This is a genomic window from Sinomicrobium kalidii (assembly GCF_021183825.1).
Lineage (GTDB): Bacteria > Bacteroidota > Bacteroidia > Flavobacteriales > Flavobacteriaceae > Sinomicrobium > Sinomicrobium kalidii.
The window spans coordinates 4,653,592-4,671,460 of the sequence record NZ_CP089211.1 but is presented as its reverse complement, the minus strand read 5'-3'; the positions used below and the strand labels follow the sequence as shown (position 1 = coordinate 4,671,460).

Sequence of the window (17,869 nt, the reverse complement as noted above, 5' to 3'; positions counted from 1 at the left end):
AGCTTTTAAAATTTTAATTGAATGCCTAAAGTCATACTTTTTAAAACGGGTAAACGGGTAGAACCTCCCGGAAATTGAGGATCTAAACCTTTGTATCCGGTTATCGTGAAAAGGTTCTGGGCATGGGCATAAATACGACAACTTTGAGCAGAAAAAGAGCCCAATACCTTTTTGGGTAGATTATAGGAAATCGACAATGTCTTTAACCTTATAAAAGAAGCATCTGAAAGAAATTGATCACTATTCCTAAAATTAATATCCGATAATAATGCTTGAATAGATTGTGACGCCCTTTGTATATTGGTTTCATCTCCTGGTTGTTTCCATACATTATAATTTTCGATAGTAATATTTCCATACCGTCCAGGAGGAACAGTATAGTTATATGGAGCCTCCTTGTGCTTTACAAATTCCATTAAAAAACTAAACGATAAATTCTTATATCGAAATTCGTTATTGATTCCACCAAATAGATTCCTTCCATTAAAAGAGATCACTGTACGGTCGTTGTTATCCAACCTTCCATCTTCATTGACATCAACTACACGGTAAAAACCGGTATCCGGGTCTATGCCATCATATATATATCTTAATGAAATATTTAGTGGATGTCCAACTCTATAGGTATTTGCATAGGAAGAACTTTCTAAATCCGGATAACTAATCAGTTTATTTTTAGGAATCGATAAGTTCAATGCAGTTTGCCATTGAAAGTCGTTTAATTGGATATTCATGGTCGATAATTCAATTTCCCATCCCATATTTTGTACGGTAGCCGGTAAATTGGCTTGCACCAAACTAAAACCTGTAGTGCCCGCCAAGGGATATCCTACCAATTGGTTGGACGAACGGTTACGATACCAGCTTACTCCAAGATTAACCCTGTTTCGAAAAAAACTTAGATCCATTGCAGCTTCCAGCTTCTTATTCTCTTCCCAGGAATAATACGGATTACTAAGTTCCGTCGGATAAAGTCCACCAGGTCCCGGAGTCGGTTGATAAGTATCCAAATAGGCGTAATCGCCTACCTGGTCGCTTCCCGTAATACCGTAACTTCCTCTAAGTTTTCCAAAAGACAAAAAAGGCATGCTCTTCTTTACAAAATCCTCTTCAGAAAAAATCCATGCGCCGCCAATCGCACCAAAATTCGCAAATCGTCTATCCTGTCCAAACCGAGAAGAACCATCGCGTCGGCCCGTTAAATTAATAAAGTACTTTTTATGCCAATTATACCCAATGCGACCAAAAATGGCATGATATCGATATTGTGCATTTGTGTTAGAATTTATTCTAACCTCTTCTGCGGCTGCCAGGTTGCCTATTAATCGTTTGTCTGAATAGCCGGTTCCAGTTATTCTCAAGGTATTGTTTTCACTATGTTGAAATGTAGTTCCCAGCAATGCTTCTATGTTTCCAATACCTGTCTTTGAACTGTATATTAGTTGAGGTTCAATAATCCAGGATTTTCGTTTCGTATCTCCATGAAGTGAACTACTGGTCCTGCGATCCCAGTCCGCGGGGTCATAGGCATCAATCGATCGTTTGACCTTTTCATTCATATTCAGGTGTGAATATCCCATATTGGCCTTCAGGATAAGGTTGGGTACTAATCTATAAGACATGACCAGATTGGATACCAAATTATTGGTTTCTGCCCTGGTATCCTGGTTGGTTACGGCCAAAGGATTGGTCCATGTTGAATTTTCCCAGTTTAATAATCCATCCTCGTTATACAATTCCGGTGCATTTGGAGGTAAAATAATCGCATCTCCAACAAAACCTTGTCCGTGAAAAAGTTCATTATCATCCACCCCATAGTTTACGGATAGGTTCATATGGTATTTTTGATTTTTTGATCTATGGTTGAGATTTAACCCCATAGTTACCTTTTGATATGTAAAATCGCCTGGAAAAACATTTCCCTGACTATGATAAGCCCCACTCAAACGATAGGATGTAGTTTCATTCCCTCCCGATATTGCCATATTTAAATCTGTAACCTGGGCAGTGCCTCCGAAAAGCTTTTTCTGCCAGTTCGTGTAACGATCTTGATCCCAAACCACTAAATCTACAGCATTAAATTCGGTTGGAGTAACCCCATCATTTTCAAATGCTTCTTTGCGCAATGCCAAGTATTGTTCCGTATTTAAAAGGTCCAATTTATTTGATACCGTACTAATCCCACCATAGATTTGGAACTCTACTCCAGTTTTTTGAGGAAAATCTGAACTTTTTTTTGTAGTAATTAAAACCACCCCATTAGCACCTCTGGAACCATAAATAGCAGTCGCGTCGGCATCTTTTAAAACTTCTATACTTTCTATATTGGATAGATTTAATGTATTTAAAGGATCTATCCCCACGGAGGTTAGTCCTCCTGAACTACTTAAGACATTAGAATCTACAGGAATCCCATCAATGATATATAAGGGTAAGTTTCCTGATGTTCTTAAGCTATTTTGACCTCGTATGCGAAAACGTGTTTGTGTTCCCGGTACTCCACTTTGTTGTATGATTTCTACCCCCGCCATTCTCCCTTGTAATGCCTCCAAAGGACTCACAATAGGTTGGAGTTCTATTTCTTCAGAAGTTACACGACTAATATTTCCTGTCCTCTCCCGGTCTTTTACGATATAATATCCTGCATTGACCTCCACACCTTCCAGTGTAGTAACAGCTTCTTCCAACTGTGTATTCACAGTAGTACGCCCATCCACAGGAATCTCCACAGTTCTATAGCCCACAAAAGAAAAGGAAAGGATATCCGTGGCACGTACCGTAATGTTATAATTACCATCGGCATCAGACATGGTGCCACGGGAAGTCCCCTTAACAATAATATTAACTCCGGGCAAGGGGGTATTGTCCGGCGCGGCTGTTACCGTGCCGCTCACCCGGAGTTGTTGAATTTCAGTGGAAGTAGCTCCGGTTTCAGCATGTTTCTTTCGGGAGATGATTATTGTTTTGTCCGGTTTTACTTTATAGGTATACTTACTCAAGCTAAGCGTATTGCCAAGCAACTCCGAAACTTTTATCCGGCCTTTTTTTACAGCTATGGGCGAAAGCCCTTTTAGAGGTTCTTTTTTATAAATAAAATAATACTCCGTTTGATCTTGTATAAGGTCAAATACCTCGAATACGGTCATGGTGGCGTCCGCATCAATATCGACCGTGGTTTGGGGAAACCCGTGATTTGATGTAAAACCAAAAGTAACCATACAGAACAAACCTATAAATGCCCTCATTAAAAACAGTATTGCTTTTTCTACACGGGAAAAATGCGTGTTTGTTTGCCCAATTTTCATAAATTTGTGTATTCATTGGTTATTACCTAACTAATGCTCTATAAAAGGGAAATGTTTCGTGTTGTGGTGACCTTAACTTTCCCTTTTTTAATTTTTAATGTATTGGGGTTTACACTATTTAAAATTCTTTTGTCTTTAGCTCATAGGCAATGGTGTTTTTAGTTATATGTAGCTTCTAATTTGAAGAAGCTTCTTTTACAAGTATTTTCCTGCCTTTAATCTCAAACTCTACATCCCTGTCAAATTCAGATATAAGGGACAACAGGACTTTGATAGGTTCCCGTCTGCCCAATACGCCGCTAAAGCGGATATTTTGTAAAGACTTATTCTCAAATTCCACTTCCACATCATACCATCGGGATAAGGTTTGCATGATTTCCGCTAAGGGTTTTTCATCAAAACCGAAAAATCCATTCCTCCATGTAATATAATTATTGACATCTACAGTACTCACAGTGATCTCCGGATCATCTTTCGTTACTATAGCCTGCTCTCCGGGTTTCAGTTCTTTTTTGGTATTACCAGTATTCACAGCCACTTTCCCCTCCACCAGGGTGCTGGTCACAGCCTTGTCCTCGCGGTAAGCCGACACGTTGAACTGTGTGCCCAGCACTTCGATCTCCTGGTTTCGGGTAGTTACCCTAAAGGCGCTGCCACCGTGCTTTTCTGCGGAAGTTACCTCGAAAAAGGCCTCACCATAGCGTAATTCTACAATCCGTGGCTGTCCGTCAATGAACGTATTGGGGTACCTGATCTTCGTATCCGAATTGAGCCATACCCTGGTGCTGTCTGCCAGCAAAAGCAGGAATTCCCCGCCACGGGGTACGGTAAGCTCGTTATAACTGATTTCTTTTGCGACGTTTTCATCCGCAGCATACACTACAGATTCACCGTCACTGTTTACATTCCCCGAAGTGTAGGCTTCTCCTTTTTTCAGGGGCACCTGCGTGCCGTCTTCCAAAGTGAGGATGGCTTTGCTGCTGCCTGTTTCTATTTTACTTTCGGTTGCATTTCCCCTTAAAACATCATCGTAGAAAAAGATACCGAGGGAAATGAACAGGACAACAGATGCTGCAATCGCATATTTCCAATATGATTTTTGTTTTTTTGTTTGCTCAACCGCGGGAACATCAGCGGGGAGCTTGCGTTCCACATTTTCCCAGGCGGCAGTTTTATCTATATCCATACTGTCCGGAACAAGGTCAAGGTATTTTTTCCTTTCTTCTTCAAAGTATTTTCTATTCTCAGAAGACTCGTTATACCATTGATCAAAAATTTCCTCCTCCTCTCCGGTTAACAGGTTCAACAGCTTCTTTAATATCAGTTTGCTTTCCATTTTCATTATAAAAAATCCTTAAACACCCTTGCGTTTTATTCCCGGGCCGGTATTGTTTTATCCCTTAATTTAATCTCACGTTAAATTCCACCTGTTGCGGAGTCAGGCATTGTTCATCCGTACAGGCCATAAAAGTGACACTGCCCTCCAGGGCCTGCGCAGTCTTTTTTTCCACTTTTACCTGTTGTACAAAATCCACGATCCCCATATAGTAGCGGGCGTCCACCATAAACACTTCCTCATATTTTTCAATAAGACTGCCTTCCTCTTTGGTTTCCCCTTTTAACTCTACCGCAGGGTTCTCCCTGAATTCAATGGCCGTAGGTATCGGGCCACCTTCTTCAGTATGCTGCGAATAGATACGCCATGGATATTCCATTTCGGCAGAGATACGTACCTCATAGGTCTGACTGTCCAGTTTTTTGGACGTAAATTTCCATTCCACCGGATCAATGCCCTGGGCGGAAACGACAGAAAAATGGAATACAATCATCCACAAGAGACACAGATAACTTTTCGAAACCATACTGTTTGAATTTGTTTTATTCCGGCTTTACACCGCAGGGAGTTTTGGGGAACTCCTCCTGTAATCAAGGCAAACTGTCTTGTCCAAAATGGGCGCGGGCCTTTGCAAACCCGCACCCTCCAAACAATTCTAACTCAAATAACCCTAACTACCATGAGAATAAAGTTTCTTATTACCGATTCCGGAAGATCTGCAACCGGGAATCCGGCAGGTTTTGACATACACCTCTTTTACTTCCTTAATTATTGCAAACCGTCAAAACCCGCAAATGGGCTTATTTGACCAACAGGTACCCTGATTGTACCGGGACCGGCTTTAATATTCGATCTTTTCAGAGAACTAACAATTTTTTAAAACATCCGTGATAAAAAAAACGGTTATTTAACCTTATGACAACATTTTATTAAAATCGACGTCAAAAAAGAAGATTTTTTTTTGATTTTTCTGTTAGGGAAGTTTTATGAAGAAGGGTCGGTACCTCAATAACCGCGCAGGCCCGATCATGATAAAGAAGAAAACGGGGGAGGTAAAAAATTACGGTGCTCTGGGGTTTACAGAAAATGGTTTAAAACCAGGGGCAAAGATTTCGCGATCTTGTCTTTTGCCCTTTCCAGGTACTTTTTTACGGTAGAAACACCTATTCCGAGCTCCTCGGCAATCATTTTATATTCGTATTGGTTAAAGTACCACAGTTTAAAAACTTTTTGCATTTGCGGGGGAAACGTATCTGCCATCTTTACCACGGCACGTAAAAAATCTTCCCGGCTTTTTTCCTCCTCTTTGTTTATAAGTGGGTTATAGTCTTCTGTTAAAGCAATATAAAAATCCTTAAACTCCAGATCATCCTTGATGCCTACGGCCTTTAGCGCATTCAAACAGCGATTCCGTACCATAGTATACATATATCCCTTTAAAGAGGTTTTTATATCGAGGTGATCGGCATTTTCCCAGATATAAATAAACACTTCCTGGACCAGGTCTTCGCTCTGGGCCGAATCGTGCAGGTAATGATTGGCATAATACACCAGTTCTTTATAAAACCTGTCGAAAAGCTTTTTGAAGACAACACGGTTCCTTTTCCGTATTTCGCTAATTACAAAACTTACGTTCATAACAACCTCTTATAAATCAACCCTGTTGAGGGTCCTCATTAATACTCCCGTAATACGTTCTGTTACAAAAGCAAGAAAAGCCCGGGTTGACAAGAGGTGGTGAAGCGTTTTTACAGTCAGAGTAGTTTGCATCCATATCCTTTATATAATACAATAAACTTTTACCGTACTGTTAAGCTCCCCCGTTTAAAAACGGAATAACGGGAATGATACCTGTAACAGCAGGTTTTGTTTGCGACGATATGACCCTTGGTCGGCACTACCGTCTGGTTAAACCTGTAAATTCATGTACTCATCGGGAGACGGGAGAGGTAGTTGTCCCGTTACCGGTCACCGAAAAGACCAGTATCCCTTATGCGAAAATCCCGTATAACAGAAGAGTGGAAGTCCATGTAGGGACTTGAAAAACAAACTTTCACGGTTGGTTTAAAGGGGTGATAGGTTCCGGTATATCCTCAAAACAAGGCCGAGGACTTATGGGATTTTCACATATCTATTTAGGTTGCGTGGATATGCTATATCAAATATAACAATTATTTATACTAAACATAACAAAAATATTACATTTAATACCCTTAAACACCGACTACTCTCAAAAAATTAGTCTGAAATCTAAGAATATGACAATTCACATAAAACAATTACCTATTGTTGTTCAACATGTTGCACGATTCTGGTGTATGCAGCACATTTTTAGCATTCCCTGTTGATAAATTTTGTGTTAAAACGAATTGGTGCCGGCCCCGCATAGCTTTGCCGCAAAATCTTTAAAAAGCGAGGCTACCCCACCCCGCTGTAGTTCCTGCCCGGCCATACGACCGGGAAACCGTCTTTATATTTCTGCATGCCAAATATTTTCCCGGGTGTGGCGAAATCTTTATGATAAAAGAAACTTTTGCTTATGAGCTAAAGAAGAACTAAAAATCCCGGAAGGTAAAACAAACGGGCGTGGCAACTCCTCTTATCTACTTGAGGTACTGGTATACCCTGGAACGATAAGAGAGCCCACGCCCGGGTCGTGAGCATCCCTGCTTATCGTCTCGTTCCTTTAAAATTACCAGTTTTCAAGTAGAGACTCTAAGCGAATGCTTCTAATATTTTCCTATAAGAAGTTTCGCAAAAATAAACTTTTCTTTACAAATATATACAAAAATATTTAATTGGGGATATATCCCAAAAGTATATTTGTGAATAAATGCAAACTTGTTCACAAATACAAGTGAATGAACCCTGAAGACCCGGATAAGACTTTAAGTGAGGTTTTAGCTGCCATTGGAAATAAAATCAGAAAGGAAAGAGTGTCGAAAGGTTATACCCTGGAGGAAATGGATGCTTTATGCGATATTGATCCCAGTGATTTCAGCCGAATTGAAAATGGAAAAAGCAATCTGACGTTTAAAACACTGGTGAGGATAGCAATGGCTTTAAACCTGGAGTCCATAGATGTATTCGGTATAAGATTTTCTTTAAAAAATGATTCCGGCGACTAAGCCACTATAGACCGAAAGTCTGTTTGGCTACCGATACACGAATCATTTTAAAAACACGATATTCCTCAACAACGCAAAAAGCAAATACCGGGAAAGATGAATCAGCAGGAACCCCTGAAGAACTTACTCGAAAAATTCCGGGACAATACCTTGACCCGGAAAGAATTTGACCGGCTTGCGGCCATGGTAAATGACCCCGCATCAAAAGATGAGATCAAATTCTGGCTGGGCGAACTTTGGCCGGACGCAGACACAGGCGGAGAAATCCCGGGAACAGGGAATAACTCCCCTTAACATGAGTTTCGATTTAAAACAAATCGATGATTATCATGTTTTTACAAATTAAATATAGCTATCACCTCGAGACGTGACATTTAGACAACCGCATAAATTGAGGTGACGGTTAAAAGCGTCATCGCCAGCGAAGCGTCGGCGATCTCCCGGCTGGTATGCGCCTACCTGTTGCTGAGCATTCTAAGTATTGGAGGTATGTTGCTGCCCTCCATGAGATTGCCACGGGCAAAGCCCTCGCAAAGACGCTTCTCTGCGATGTGCAGGGAATTTCTCTAACACGTCATTGGTAGCCCCTCGACAAATCAAACATATGATTATCAGGTGATAATGAATCGAACTCACGTTCTCCTTAAGAATTTTTTGTATTTTTATACATCGGCCCCGCAAAAGTTTTACGAAAAACCGATGCGTCTTAAATAACCAAATACTTTTTCTTTTCAATAGCTATTGGAGACCACCGTACATTCTATAAGGAATATTGCAGGCCGGTTGGAACGGATCTGGATCAAAGGTTGTAGGGTATTTGTTTGTTTCCGGTTTTGGTTTTGCCACGGATACACGAATGTTTTTTGGGTTGAATGTGGCAAGTGAGGTTGTATTTTAGTTATTTGGTTATTTAAGCATCACGCATGAACTAAATAACTGAATAACCCATTAACTTAATTTTAATACCCCGAATGCTCCCGTTAGCAAAGCTGAGAAGATACGACCACCGTGAAAAAGCCATGTGTCCGTGGCAAACAAACACTCCAAAGCAGAAAAAATTCATGTTTAACTTTTAATATCACAATTATGAAACGCAAAGCAAAAGCCGTATGGGCAGGCAGTATCAAGAAAGGAAAAGGACATCTTAGCACAGACAGTTCCGTATTGAACCAGACCCCGTATTCTTTTAACAGCCGGTTTGCCGAAGGTACGGGCACCAACCCCGAGGAACTCCTCGCCGCTGCACATGCCGGGTGTTTTACCATGAAACTAAGCCTCGACCTTACCGATGCCGGATATGAAGTGGAAGAACTCAGCACGGCATCGACCATTACGCTCGACAACGGTAAAATAACCCGCTCTCAGCTGCAACTCGAAGCCAGGGTCCCCGGTATTGATAACGACACCTTCCAGTCCATTGCCAAAAAGGCAGAAGAGACCTGCCCCGTAAGCCAGGCCTTCAGTTTTGAGATCGCACTGGAAGCAAAACTGGTTTCCTGATCATACCAACATCAACGCAAAGTCTGCAGGTTTTGGTAAACGGTAAAACCATTATTCAGGCAACACCGCTGATAAAATGAAAAGACATTTCAAAAAAATCCGGATTTTGTGGTCCTCTGTGTAATAACAGGCTATCACACAACACCCTGAGAACCGAAAAGAGTGTTATAGAAATTAAAAGTATACAAGCATCCTCCTGTGACTTCTCAAAAGTTCTGTTATTGCTGCTGTGCATATCAGGGAGAATAATATTGAACTTACGTCCGGAATACCTATAAAAAATATCAGAATTCAACCCGTTAAATGCAACAAAATATTTTATTCTTATCGCTTATTCACGTTAATTCCGTACTCCGGTCCCCTGCTAAACCCGGTAAAAACAAGGCCCGGGAGCGTGTAATGCACCCCGGGCCTTCGGGTTTGGATTGTACTGCTGTGTAAATGCCTGTACAGCGCCTACAATTTAAAAAACAAATTTCTGAAAAGTAAGTTTCCGGGCCTTCTTTTTTACACTGACCACATTGGTCCCGGAAGCCGTGGGATAGCTTTTTAAAAGTGTTTCCGTACCGATATTATTTATAAAGGCCGAAAAACTGCTGTCGTACAGTGAAGAGAACACCGTAAACCTGTCGAACACGATATTTTTATACCCTTTTTCCCCGGAACTGAACCTGGAATACAGTCCGGCAAACCTGGTATTGTAAGGCCGGAGCCTGTAATTGTTGAAAGTCTTGCTGTTTATCATATGTCCGTCTTCCTTTTCCAGGATATAAAAGCGGCAAAAGTCCTTCCCCCTCGCTGAATATACCGATACCCCCAGGAAATGCGGCGTTACATCGAGGGTCAGGTACCGGTCGAAACCATTGGTATTGCGGAACACCGCTCCCGGGACTTCGCTGTATTTTTTCCAGACCGCTTTCCCCTCCCCGTCGTATTTAGCGATCAATACGCCGGAATCACCGTCCTGCGGCCTGACCCCTGCATAGGCATAATAAGCCTTTTCGGAAGGGTCGTAAACCACTGCTCCCCCGGCATCCTCGGTCGCGAATTGCCCGGCCAGCGCCGTCCTGGTTTTATAGGGATATTCGGGCGCCGTGTGTTTATAAGAAGAAAAGGAATCCCTGTTTAAATGCAACGGGGCAAATTTCTCCTTTTCCGGATCATTAACTTCGAAATCGAATTTTGTGCTGTTTACCAAACGGCCCCGGTAATCGTAGGTGAGGCAGAGGTATTCCCTGGAGGCTTCCGCAGCTTCCTTAACCAATGCCACAACAAAAAGAGTGTTATCGAAATACAGCAGGTCCGGACTTTTGAATTCGGCCTTGCCCGGAATATTCAATATTATCCGGTCTTCGTTCCCCCCGGAAAGACTTTTGAGGTGCAGGTAAGCCGTTCCCGGATATCCCTCATCCCTTTTTTGTACGGCAACAAGATATTCGTCATTAAGGAACTGTACCCGGTCTTTTACCGCATGAGCGTGGCCATCAAAATAAAAACCGGTGCCCTCACCTGCCGCGTCCCGGATTTCCGGGAAACGGGACAATTTATTTTGATTGAGGTGATAGTACTCCCCGCTTTGCAGCATACCCCGCTGTTGAAAAACCGAGTTTTTACCCGTCCGGGACACTGCCATGACCTCATCGCCCGTCACCTGCTCCCTGCCCCGGAACGTATATACTTCATCCAGGTTTTCGTCCAGCAGTGTCATACGGGTTCTGTGGGGCGAACGGACATTTTCCAGTATAAAAAAACTGCCGTTCCCCGTAACGTCGTAGTCCCGGATCCCGGAATTGTGGTCTACCGTAAATTCCAGGGTCTTTTCCTGGGCCTGCAATGCAAAGACCGACAGGCAAAAAATCGTAGTGTAAAAGTGCTTCATGGTGAGGTTAGTTTCACGACAGAGAACATCTTTAAAAAACCGGTGCTCCCCCGTCAAAATTTCGGTTAGCCGAAAATACGCTGCTATCCCTTTTCCATAAGAAAAAATCCCGTAGAACGAGTTCTAATACAACATAGAACTTGTTCTACAGGATCGTACAGGTAATTAAGATTACACTTTGATTAACCGGATTATTGAAGCTCCGGTGAGCTTTATCCGGTGAGCTTTAATACCCCGGTAACCCATTAACCACAACCCGGAATTACAGCATCATCCCCCCGGAGGCTTCGATGCGCTGCCCGTTGATCCAGCGGGCTTCTTCCGTACATAAAAAGGCTACCAAACCTCCTATGTCTTCCGGCAGACCTGCCCTTCCCAGCGCGGTAACACCTGCAACGTGCCGGTTGATCTCTTTATCATCCCTGACACGGCCACCGCCAAAGTCGGTTTCTATGGCACCGGGTGCCACCACATTAGCTGCAATACCCCGTGGTCCGAGCTCTTTTGCCAGGTATCTTGTAAGTACCTCAACAGCCCCTTTCATGGAACCGTAAGCCGATGACCCCGGAAAAGAAAACCGGGCCAGCCCGGACGAAATATTTATTATACGCCCGCCGTCGTTCATAAAGGACAAGGCTTTTTGTGTAAGGAAAAATACGCCGCGCAGGTGGATATTGAAGATCTCGTCGAACTGTGCCTCCGTGGTTTCGGCAAAGGGGGCGTAAAGCGCCGTTCCCGCATTGTTAATGAGAAAATCGAAACCGGGACTGCCGGTTTGCTCTTTTAATTCCGGGCCGAGCCGGGCAAAAAAACTATCAAATGAATTTACGTCACCCGTATCCAGTTGCAGAGCAATGCCTTTTTGTCCTTCCGATTCGATTTCAGCGATCACTTCATCGGCTTTTACCTTATTGCTGTGGTAGGTAAGCACCACATCAATTCCTTTCTTCGCGAGGTTTATGGCCATGTCCCTTCCCAGTCCACGACTACCGCCTGTTATGAGGGCGGTTTTGTTTTTCGTTGTTGTCATTGTTCCGTTTTTTTATTAGTTATTTTCTACGGAACAAAGGTCGGGTTCAACACTACCGTACTGTTTGCAAATAGCAATCCGTGATTTGCAAAATTCAAATATTATCTCTTCAGGAACGGAATGCCAGTGGTGACAGGGAGGTCTGTTTTCTGAAAAAATTGGAAAAGTGGGCCACTTCATCAAAACCGAGGCTGTAAGCAATCTCGGAAACATTCCAGTCAGTCTGTTTCAGCAATATTTTGGCTTCCTGTACAATCCGGTCGCTGATGATCCCGGTGGTGGTCTTCCCGGTATTTTCCTTCAATACCTTATTGAGGTGATTGACGTGTACGGCCAGTCTTTCGGCATATTCCTTTGCTGTCCGCAACTGCAGCCGCTGGTTGGGCGGTTCTACGGGAAACTGCCGCTCCAGCAGTTCGGCAAACAGCGAAACAATCCGTATGGCGGCATTCTGACGGGGATGCAGGGTAGTAGCCGGCTGAAGTTTCTGCCCGTAGTGAATGAGTTCCAGGACAAAATTGCGAAGCAGGTCGTATTTGTACTCGTAATCCGAACCCAGTTCATTTCTCATTTTCCGGAAGACTTGGCCTATTTCATCGGCCTCCTCATCGGTGATCTCAAAAACCGGGTAGCCGCCCGATTTGAATATGGGGAGCTCATCCAGCACCACGCCGACCTTGTTTTTAATAAGGAAATCGGCCGTAAACACACAAAATGATCCCGACTGGTTTTCATCAAGCGGATACCAGTGATAGGGCACTTTAGGCGTAGCAAACAACAGGGCGTTTTTTTCCACATCAATGATCTTATCGGCATATTCCGCCCTGTTTTTTCCGCGGATAAGGCTTATCTTGTAATAGGCCCTGCGATTATAGGGCATTATATTCCTCTGCTTCACCTCTTTGATAGTTTCCGAGATGTCAAATACGTTAAAATGGCCTATTTCCCTGTGAATGCCCGGTGGTAAAAGTGCATTGATATCCCTTCCCGTGAAGTTCACGGCTTCTTCATAGAATTCTTCAAGCGATTTGGTCCTGATCTGTTTCATTACATCCCGGTTTATAAAATTCAAAGATAGCGAATCTTACAAAGATGGATCAGCCTTTAGGACGTTATCGTTTTTTTGTCCGGAAAATAATAGCCTTTCCGCAATGTATTATTCTATGGCGTACATGAATTTCGCATCCCGGATATATGTTTCCGGCTGGTAGGTATCGCTGAAACTCTTGTCCAGATTTTCTAATTTTTGTCCGAGTTCCTGTATTTTGGAGGCCATGAAATCTGCCTTTTTGTACCTTTCTATCAGGTCGTTGTATTCGGTAATGTTATGTTTGACCCTCCGGGTGATCTCGCCGAACCTTATCTTCAGGGTCTGTACTTTTTCCATTTCATAATAAAAGGTCTTCTTCCACTCTTTGGGGCTGTCCCCTTTCTCATCCATTACCCGCTGCCTCGCCAGTTCTTTCAGCCTGTTGAGATATTCCAGTTTTTCATTGCCGTTGGTTTCTGTGATAAAACCCGATTCAAAATCCGTACGGGATTCTCCTATCAGTCCCAGATTGTAGTTCAGGGTTTCTTCATAAAGTTCCTGTAGTTCCTTCAGGGATTCGTTTATGGAGGTCCATTCGTTCTCAATGGCCAGGATGTCGTTGGAATACTGCCCCAGGACCATCGTCACGGCCATCATCTTTTCACTTTTTTCGCGCAATTCCCTTTTACTGCGCCCCAGGCTACTTATAAAACTGGCTATACCGTCGAACAGGGTCCCTACCACCGGACCTGTGAGCGGGGTCCCCTTCGTAAAGCTTGCCGTGGTGGACAACATATCGTTCAGCACCCCGATACGCACTTCCCGGTCCTTTTCCTTGTTGATAAACACTTTGAATTCTTCATACCAGCCTTCGTATTCCGGGTAGTTCATAGGGTTGCCGGTCTGGTTGAGCGCCGCAAAAAAACTGCTGCTGCTCTGAAACAGATTGATCGGCTTCAGGTCCGATTCAAGAAAAGCAAGGTTTATGACCGCGGTTTCATAATTCCCGGAATACAGGCCGAGCTCCCGGTCATTTACTGCCTTCTGTTTGTTCTCTATAGCGTTGATCCTGTCGGTGAGGTTCTGGATACGGTCCTTGTTCCTTCTCAGTTCATTTATTTCGGCATCCAGTTTCAGGATCAGGGAATCGGATGACAGGATTTTACGATTGGATTCGGCCAGATCGTGATCTATCCTCGATCCTATTTCATTAATAATTTGTTGCTTTAATTGTAAATCGTTGAGTTCCTGTGAAAAAGACGGAGCTTGTGAAGCAAACACAAACAGCATTAAACGGAGTAGTTTTGTTTTCATGATTTTTTGATTTTGTTGGTTATTCCGGTTAGTTCAGGCAGGGTTGCGTCTAAAAAGGCATGATGTCCGGCCTGACAGTAAATATAAAAGGAATATTCGAAAGCCGTTACGGGGATATTCCCCTTTTTTACAAGTTTTAAGTGGAAAAAGGATACACAATAAGGTTTTGGAGTTGGGGAGTTTTGGAGTTGGGGAGTTGGGGAGTTTTGGAGTTGACAGGTTATTAAGTTATTTGGATGTTATAGCTTATAAATAATCAAAAGGAAACCATCACTATGCAATTATCAATACCAACTAAAAAACTCTAAAAAGCATCCGTGGCAAAACAACTATTGGTACATCTGTGTATTTGTAGCTGAAAATTTGTGAAGACTAAATTCTTATACACTAAATTACAGCGATTTAAAACCCTGAACCGGCATCAATAAACAGCGATCCTAAAATGTGTTAATAACCTTTTTAAATCTTTTTGAACTCCCGCTCAGAACCGGCGGTTTGATGCCGTAACTTAGTTTTCCCCAATTAAAAAGTAAATATTCTCTCATTTGCTTTTCCAGAAATCTGGTTTCAAACATTTTACTAAAAATACAACGTTTTAAAAAACAAAAGTACTATGGCTATTTTTGATAGAAGAGTTAACTATAAACCGTTTGAGTACCCCGATGTCCTGCAATTTACCGAGGCAATAAACCGGTCGTTCTGGGTACACAGCGAAGTGGATTTTACCGCCGATACCCAGGACTTTCACTCCTACCTGAACCAGGCGGAAAGGACGGCCATAAAAAACAGCCTTTTGGCTATTGCACAAATAGAAGTTGCAGTAAAAACGTTTTGGGGAAACATCTACCAGCATTTTCCGAAACCGGAATTTAACGGACTGGGGAGCACCTTTGCCGAATGCGAATTCCGCCATTCCGAAGCCTATTCCAGGCTGCTGGAAGTGCTGGGGTATAACAACGAGTTTAAGAACCTGCTCGAAGTCCCGGTCATCGGGGAACGGGTGGACTATCTTTCGCAGGCCCTTAAAAATGCCAATTCGGAAGACAGGAAAAAATATGTGGTATCGCTCATACTATTCTCCATCCTTATAGAGAACGTATCGCTTTTCAGCCAGTTTGCCATCATCCTGTCGTTTACGAGGTTCAAGGGATTGATGAAGAACGTGAGCAACATTATTGCCTGGACATCGGTAGATGAACAGATCCATGCCAATGCCGGGATTTACCTGGTGAACAAGATCAAGGAAGAATATCCGGATTTCTTTGATGAGGAAACCGTTGCACACATTAAGGAGACCGTGAAACATTCTCTCGATATCGAAGGGAAAATACTGGACTGGATATTTGAAGACGGTGAGCTCGAGACCGTAAAGAAGAACGATCTGCTGAACTTTATGAAATTCCGTATTGACGACAGTATGGAAAAAATAGGAATGGACAGGATTTACGGGATCACGGCGGCCGAATACGCCCCGCTGCGGTGGTTTGAAGAAGAGGTCTTTGCCAACAGCCTGGACGATTTCTTCGCCAAAAGGCCCGTGGACTACACCAAACACGACAAGAGCATTACAGCAGATGATTTATTTTAATATTAAAACGAAATTGCAGGGATGATTACGAAAGAATTACCATTAGCCACGGAAAATGATATTACCCTGAGGGAAAAACTCTGGTGGAAAAACGATGAAAGCGAACAGATACTGAACCGCGGTTACCTCTTAAAAGGCGAAACCGTGGAAGGCGCCATTGACCGGATCACCACGGCGGCGGCCAAGCGATTGTACAAACCGGAACTCAAAGAATCCTTCCAGGAAATGATAGAGCGCGGATGGATGAGCCTCAGTTCTCCCATATGGGCCAACATGGGAACGGAAAGAGGACTGCCCATTTCCTGCTTTAACGTTCATGTCCCGGACCACATAGAAGGGATTACGCACAAACTGGGGGAAGTGATCATGCAAACCAAGATAGGCGGCGGAACTTCCGGTTATTTCGGTTCCCTGCGTGCCCGCGGAAGTGCCGTTTCCGACAACGGGAAAAGCAGCGGCGCCGTGAGTTTCATGAAACTGTTCGATACCGCCATGGACACCATTTCACAGGGCGGTGTAAGGCGCGGGGCCTTTGCCACTTACCTGGACATCGATCACCCGGATATCGAAGAGTTCCTGAAGATCAAGGATATCGGTAACCCTATCCAGAACCTGTTCTTCGGTGTCTGTGTCCCGGACTACTGGATGCAGGAAATGATAGACGGCGATATGGACAAGCGCAAGGTATGGGCCCGGGTACTGGAAAGCCGGCAACAAAAAGGGTTGCCCTATATCTTTTTTACCGACAACGTAAACCGGAACAAGCCGCAGGTATACAAAGACAAGAACATGCAGATCAATGCCAGCAACCTCTGTTCGGAGATCATGCTGCCTTCTTCTGCAGACGAATCCTTTATCTGCTGTTTATCGTCCATGAACCTGGAGTTGTACGACGAGTGGAAAAACACCGAAGCCGTTAAACTGGCCATCTTCTTCCTGGATGCCGTATTGCAGGAATTTGTGGTTAAAACCGAAGGCAATCACTACCTGGCTTCGGCCAACCGCTTTGCCAAACGCCACAGGGCCCTCGGCCTGGGCGTGCTGGGCTGGCATTCCTACTTACAGAAAAGCATGATCCCGTTTGAAGGCATGGAGGCCAAAATGAAAAGTACCGAGATCTTCAAACACATCAGGGGAAAAGCCGACAAGGCTACCGAAGAACTGGCAAGGATCTACGGCGAACCCGAAGTGCTGACCGGGTACGGAAGAAGGAACACCACCACCCTGGCCATTGCGCCTACCACTTCCTCTTCGGCCATCCTGGGGCAAACCTCGCCGGGAATCGAACCCTTCAGCAGTAATTATTACAAGGCCGGACTTTCCAAGGGGAACTTTATCCGGAAAAACAAATACCTGAAAAAATTACTGGAAGAAAAAGGACAGGACAATGAAGATACCTGGAGGAACATCATGCTCGACAGCGGCAGCGTCCAGAAACTGGATATCCTGTCCGACCACGAAAAAGCGGTGTTCAAAACTTTCAAGGAGATCAGCCAGCTGGAGATCATTCAACAGGCTTCCATCCGTCAGAAATACGTAGACCAGTCGCAAAGCCTGAACATCAATATCCCTTCCGCCGTTCCGATCAAGGAAGTGAACAAACTCATCATCGAAGCGTGGAAACTGGGCGTTAAAACACTGTACTACCAGAGAAGCCAGAGTGTTTCCAAGGAAATGGTAAACAACCTGGTGAACTGCAGCAGTTGTGAATCCTGATACATAACAAAACTTCGGAATACCGGAAAACCAGTCTTGTTAT

14 protein-coding genes are annotated in these 17,869 nt (G+C 43.6%); 6 read left to right on the top strand and 8 right to left on the bottom strand.

The genetic code is table 11. The features are described from left to right. Positions 1 to 5: 5 nt before the first annotated feature. The 4 genes from LS482_RS18895 to LS482_RS18880 all read right to left on the bottom strand — a co-directional run bounded on the left by LS482_RS18895 (position 6) and on the right by LS482_RS18880 (position 6,279). Complete coding sequence (locus LS482_RS18895; protein WP_233029074.1) at positions 6 to 3,305, bottom strand: SusC/RagA family TonB-linked outer membrane protein; 3,300 nt, start codon at positions 3,303 to 3,305, stop codon at positions 6 to 8. Positions 3,306 to 3,480: 175 nt separating this feature from the next. Next, complete coding sequence (locus LS482_RS18890; protein WP_233029073.1) at positions 3,481 to 4,641, bottom strand: FecR family protein; 1,161 nt, start codon at positions 4,639 to 4,641, stop codon at positions 3,481 to 3,483. A 64-nt stretch (positions 4,642 to 4,705) separates the two neighbouring features. Next, positions 4,706 to 5,167, bottom strand: a complete 462-nt coding sequence (locus tag LS482_RS18885) for a protein-disulfide reductase DsbD domain-containing protein (protein ID WP_233029072.1) — start codon at positions 5,165 to 5,167, stop codon at positions 4,706 to 4,708. A 551-nt stretch (positions 5,168 to 5,718) separates the two neighbouring features. Continuing rightward, on the bottom strand, positions 5,719 to 6,279 hold the full coding sequence (locus LS482_RS18880) for an RNA polymerase sigma factor (protein ID WP_233029071.1): 561 nt from the start codon (positions 6,277 to 6,279) through the stop codon (positions 5,719 to 5,721). 206 nt (positions 6,280 to 6,485) lie between these two features. Between LS482_RS18880 and LS482_RS18875 the strand changes: the two genes are divergently transcribed. From LS482_RS18875 to LS482_RS18860, 4 genes are all read left to right on the top strand, one after another. Continuing rightward, the gene (locus LS482_RS18875) at positions 6,486 to 6,683 is read left to right on the top strand and encodes a hypothetical protein (RefSeq protein ID WP_233029070.1); all 198 of its coding nucleotides are present in this window, start codon (positions 6,486 to 6,488) and stop codon (positions 6,681 to 6,683) included. Between the two features lie 819 nt (positions 6,684 to 7,502). Next, positions 7,503 to 7,769: a helix-turn-helix domain-containing protein gene (locus LS482_RS18870; RefSeq protein WP_233029069.1), complete on the top strand. Its 267-nt coding sequence runs from the start codon at positions 7,503 to 7,505 to the stop codon at positions 7,767 to 7,769. Positions 7,770 to 7,865: 96 nt separating this feature from the next. Then, a complete protein-coding gene (locus LS482_RS18865) occupies positions 7,866 to 8,063 on the top strand; it encodes a hypothetical protein (RefSeq protein ID WP_233029068.1) in 198 nt (65 codons plus the stop codon). Between the two features lie 792 nt (positions 8,064 to 8,855). Further along, positions 8,856 to 9,269 (top strand): OsmC family protein, encoded by a 414-nt coding sequence (locus LS482_RS18860; RefSeq protein WP_302849335.1) that lies wholly within the window; start codon positions 8,856 to 8,858, stop codon positions 9,267 to 9,269. A 463-nt stretch (positions 9,270 to 9,732) separates the two neighbouring features. On the opposite strand, the gene LS482_RS18855 is transcribed toward LS482_RS18860, so the two are convergent. The 4 genes from LS482_RS18855 to LS482_RS18840 all read right to left on the bottom strand — a co-directional run bounded on the left by LS482_RS18855 (position 9,733) and on the right by LS482_RS18840 (position 14,522). Beyond that, positions 9,733 to 11,148, bottom strand: a complete 1,416-nt coding sequence (locus LS482_RS18855; RefSeq protein WP_233029067.1) for a hypothetical protein — start codon at positions 11,146 to 11,148, stop codon at positions 9,733 to 9,735. Positions 11,149 to 11,410: 262 nt separating this feature from the next. Then, positions 11,411 to 12,178, bottom strand: coding sequence for an SDR family NAD(P)-dependent oxidoreductase (locus tag LS482_RS18850; protein WP_233029066.1), 768 nt, complete (start codon positions 12,176 to 12,178; stop codon positions 11,411 to 11,413). Positions 12,179 to 12,287: 109 nt separating this feature from the next. Then, entirely contained in the window at positions 12,288 to 13,226 is a 939-nt protein-coding gene (locus tag LS482_RS18845; protein ID WP_233029065.1) for a helix-turn-helix domain-containing protein, read from the bottom strand. A 108-nt stretch (positions 13,227 to 13,334) separates the two neighbouring features. Continuing rightward, positions 13,335 to 14,522 carry a hypothetical protein gene (locus LS482_RS18840; protein ID WP_233029064.1) on the bottom strand — a complete coding sequence of 396 codons (1,188 nt, stop codon included), beginning with the start codon at positions 14,520 to 14,522 and terminating at the stop codon, positions 13,335 to 13,337. 613 nt (positions 14,523 to 15,135) lie between these two features. Here LS482_RS18840 and LS482_RS18835 point away from each other — a divergent pair. After that, on the top strand, positions 15,136 to 16,110 hold the full coding sequence (locus LS482_RS18835; RefSeq protein ID WP_233029063.1) for a ribonucleotide-diphosphate reductase subunit beta: 975 nt from the start codon (positions 15,136 to 15,138) through the stop codon (positions 16,108 to 16,110). Positions 16,111 to 16,131: 21 nt separating this feature from the next. Continuing rightward, positions 16,132 to 17,826, top strand: a complete 1,695-nt coding sequence (locus LS482_RS18830) for a ribonucleoside-diphosphate reductase subunit alpha (RefSeq protein WP_233029062.1) — start codon at positions 16,132 to 16,134, stop codon at positions 17,824 to 17,826. Positions 17,827 to 17,869 lie beyond the last annotated feature (43 nt).

Excerpts from the sequence above, each read along its gene's own strand:
- LS482_RS18895 (WP_233029074.1), bottom strand. The coding sequence starts at position 3,305 with ATGAAAATTGGGCAAACAAACACGCATTTTTCCCGTGTAGAAAAAGCA.
- LS482_RS18890 (WP_233029073.1), bottom strand. The coding sequence starts at position 4,641 with ATGGAAAGCAAACTGATATTAAAGAAGCTGTTGAACCTGTTAACCGGA.
- LS482_RS18885 (WP_233029072.1), bottom strand. The coding sequence starts at position 5,167 with ATGGTTTCGAAAAGTTATCTGTGTCTCTTGTGGATGATTGTATTCCAT.
- LS482_RS18880 (WP_233029071.1), bottom strand. The coding sequence starts at position 6,279 with ATGAACGTAAGTTTTGTAATTAGCGAAATACGGAAAAGGAACCGTGTT.
- LS482_RS18875 (WP_233029070.1), top strand. The coding sequence starts at position 6,486 with ATGATACCTGTAACAGCAGGTTTTGTTTGCGACGATATGACCCTTGGT.
- LS482_RS18870 (WP_233029069.1), top strand. The coding sequence starts at position 7,503 with ATGAACCCTGAAGACCCGGATAAGACTTTAAGTGAGGTTTTAGCTGCC.
- LS482_RS18865 (WP_233029068.1), top strand. The coding sequence starts at position 7,866 with ATGAATCAGCAGGAACCCCTGAAGAACTTACTCGAAAAATTCCGGGAC.
- LS482_RS18860 (WP_302849335.1), top strand. The coding sequence starts at position 8,856 with ATGAAACGCAAAGCAAAAGCCGTATGGGCAGGCAGTATCAAGAAAGGA.
- LS482_RS18855 (WP_233029067.1), bottom strand. The coding sequence starts at position 11,148 with ATGAAGCACTTTTACACTACGATTTTTTGCCTGTCGGTCTTTGCATTG.
- LS482_RS18850 (WP_233029066.1), bottom strand. The coding sequence starts at position 12,178 with ATGACAACAACGAAAAACAAAACCGCCCTCATAACAGGCGGTAGTCGT.
- LS482_RS18845 (WP_233029065.1), bottom strand. The coding sequence starts at position 13,226 with ATGAAACAGATCAGGACCAAATCGCTTGAAGAATTCTATGAAGAAGCC.
- LS482_RS18840 (WP_233029064.1), bottom strand. The coding sequence starts at position 14,522 with ATGAAAACAAAACTACTCCGTTTAATGCTGTTTGTGTTTGCTTCACAA.
- LS482_RS18835 (WP_233029063.1), top strand. The coding sequence starts at position 15,136 with ATGGCTATTTTTGATAGAAGAGTTAACTATAAACCGTTTGAGTACCCC.
- LS482_RS18830 (WP_233029062.1), top strand. The coding sequence starts at position 16,132 with ATGATTACGAAAGAATTACCATTAGCCACGGAAAATGATATTACCCTG.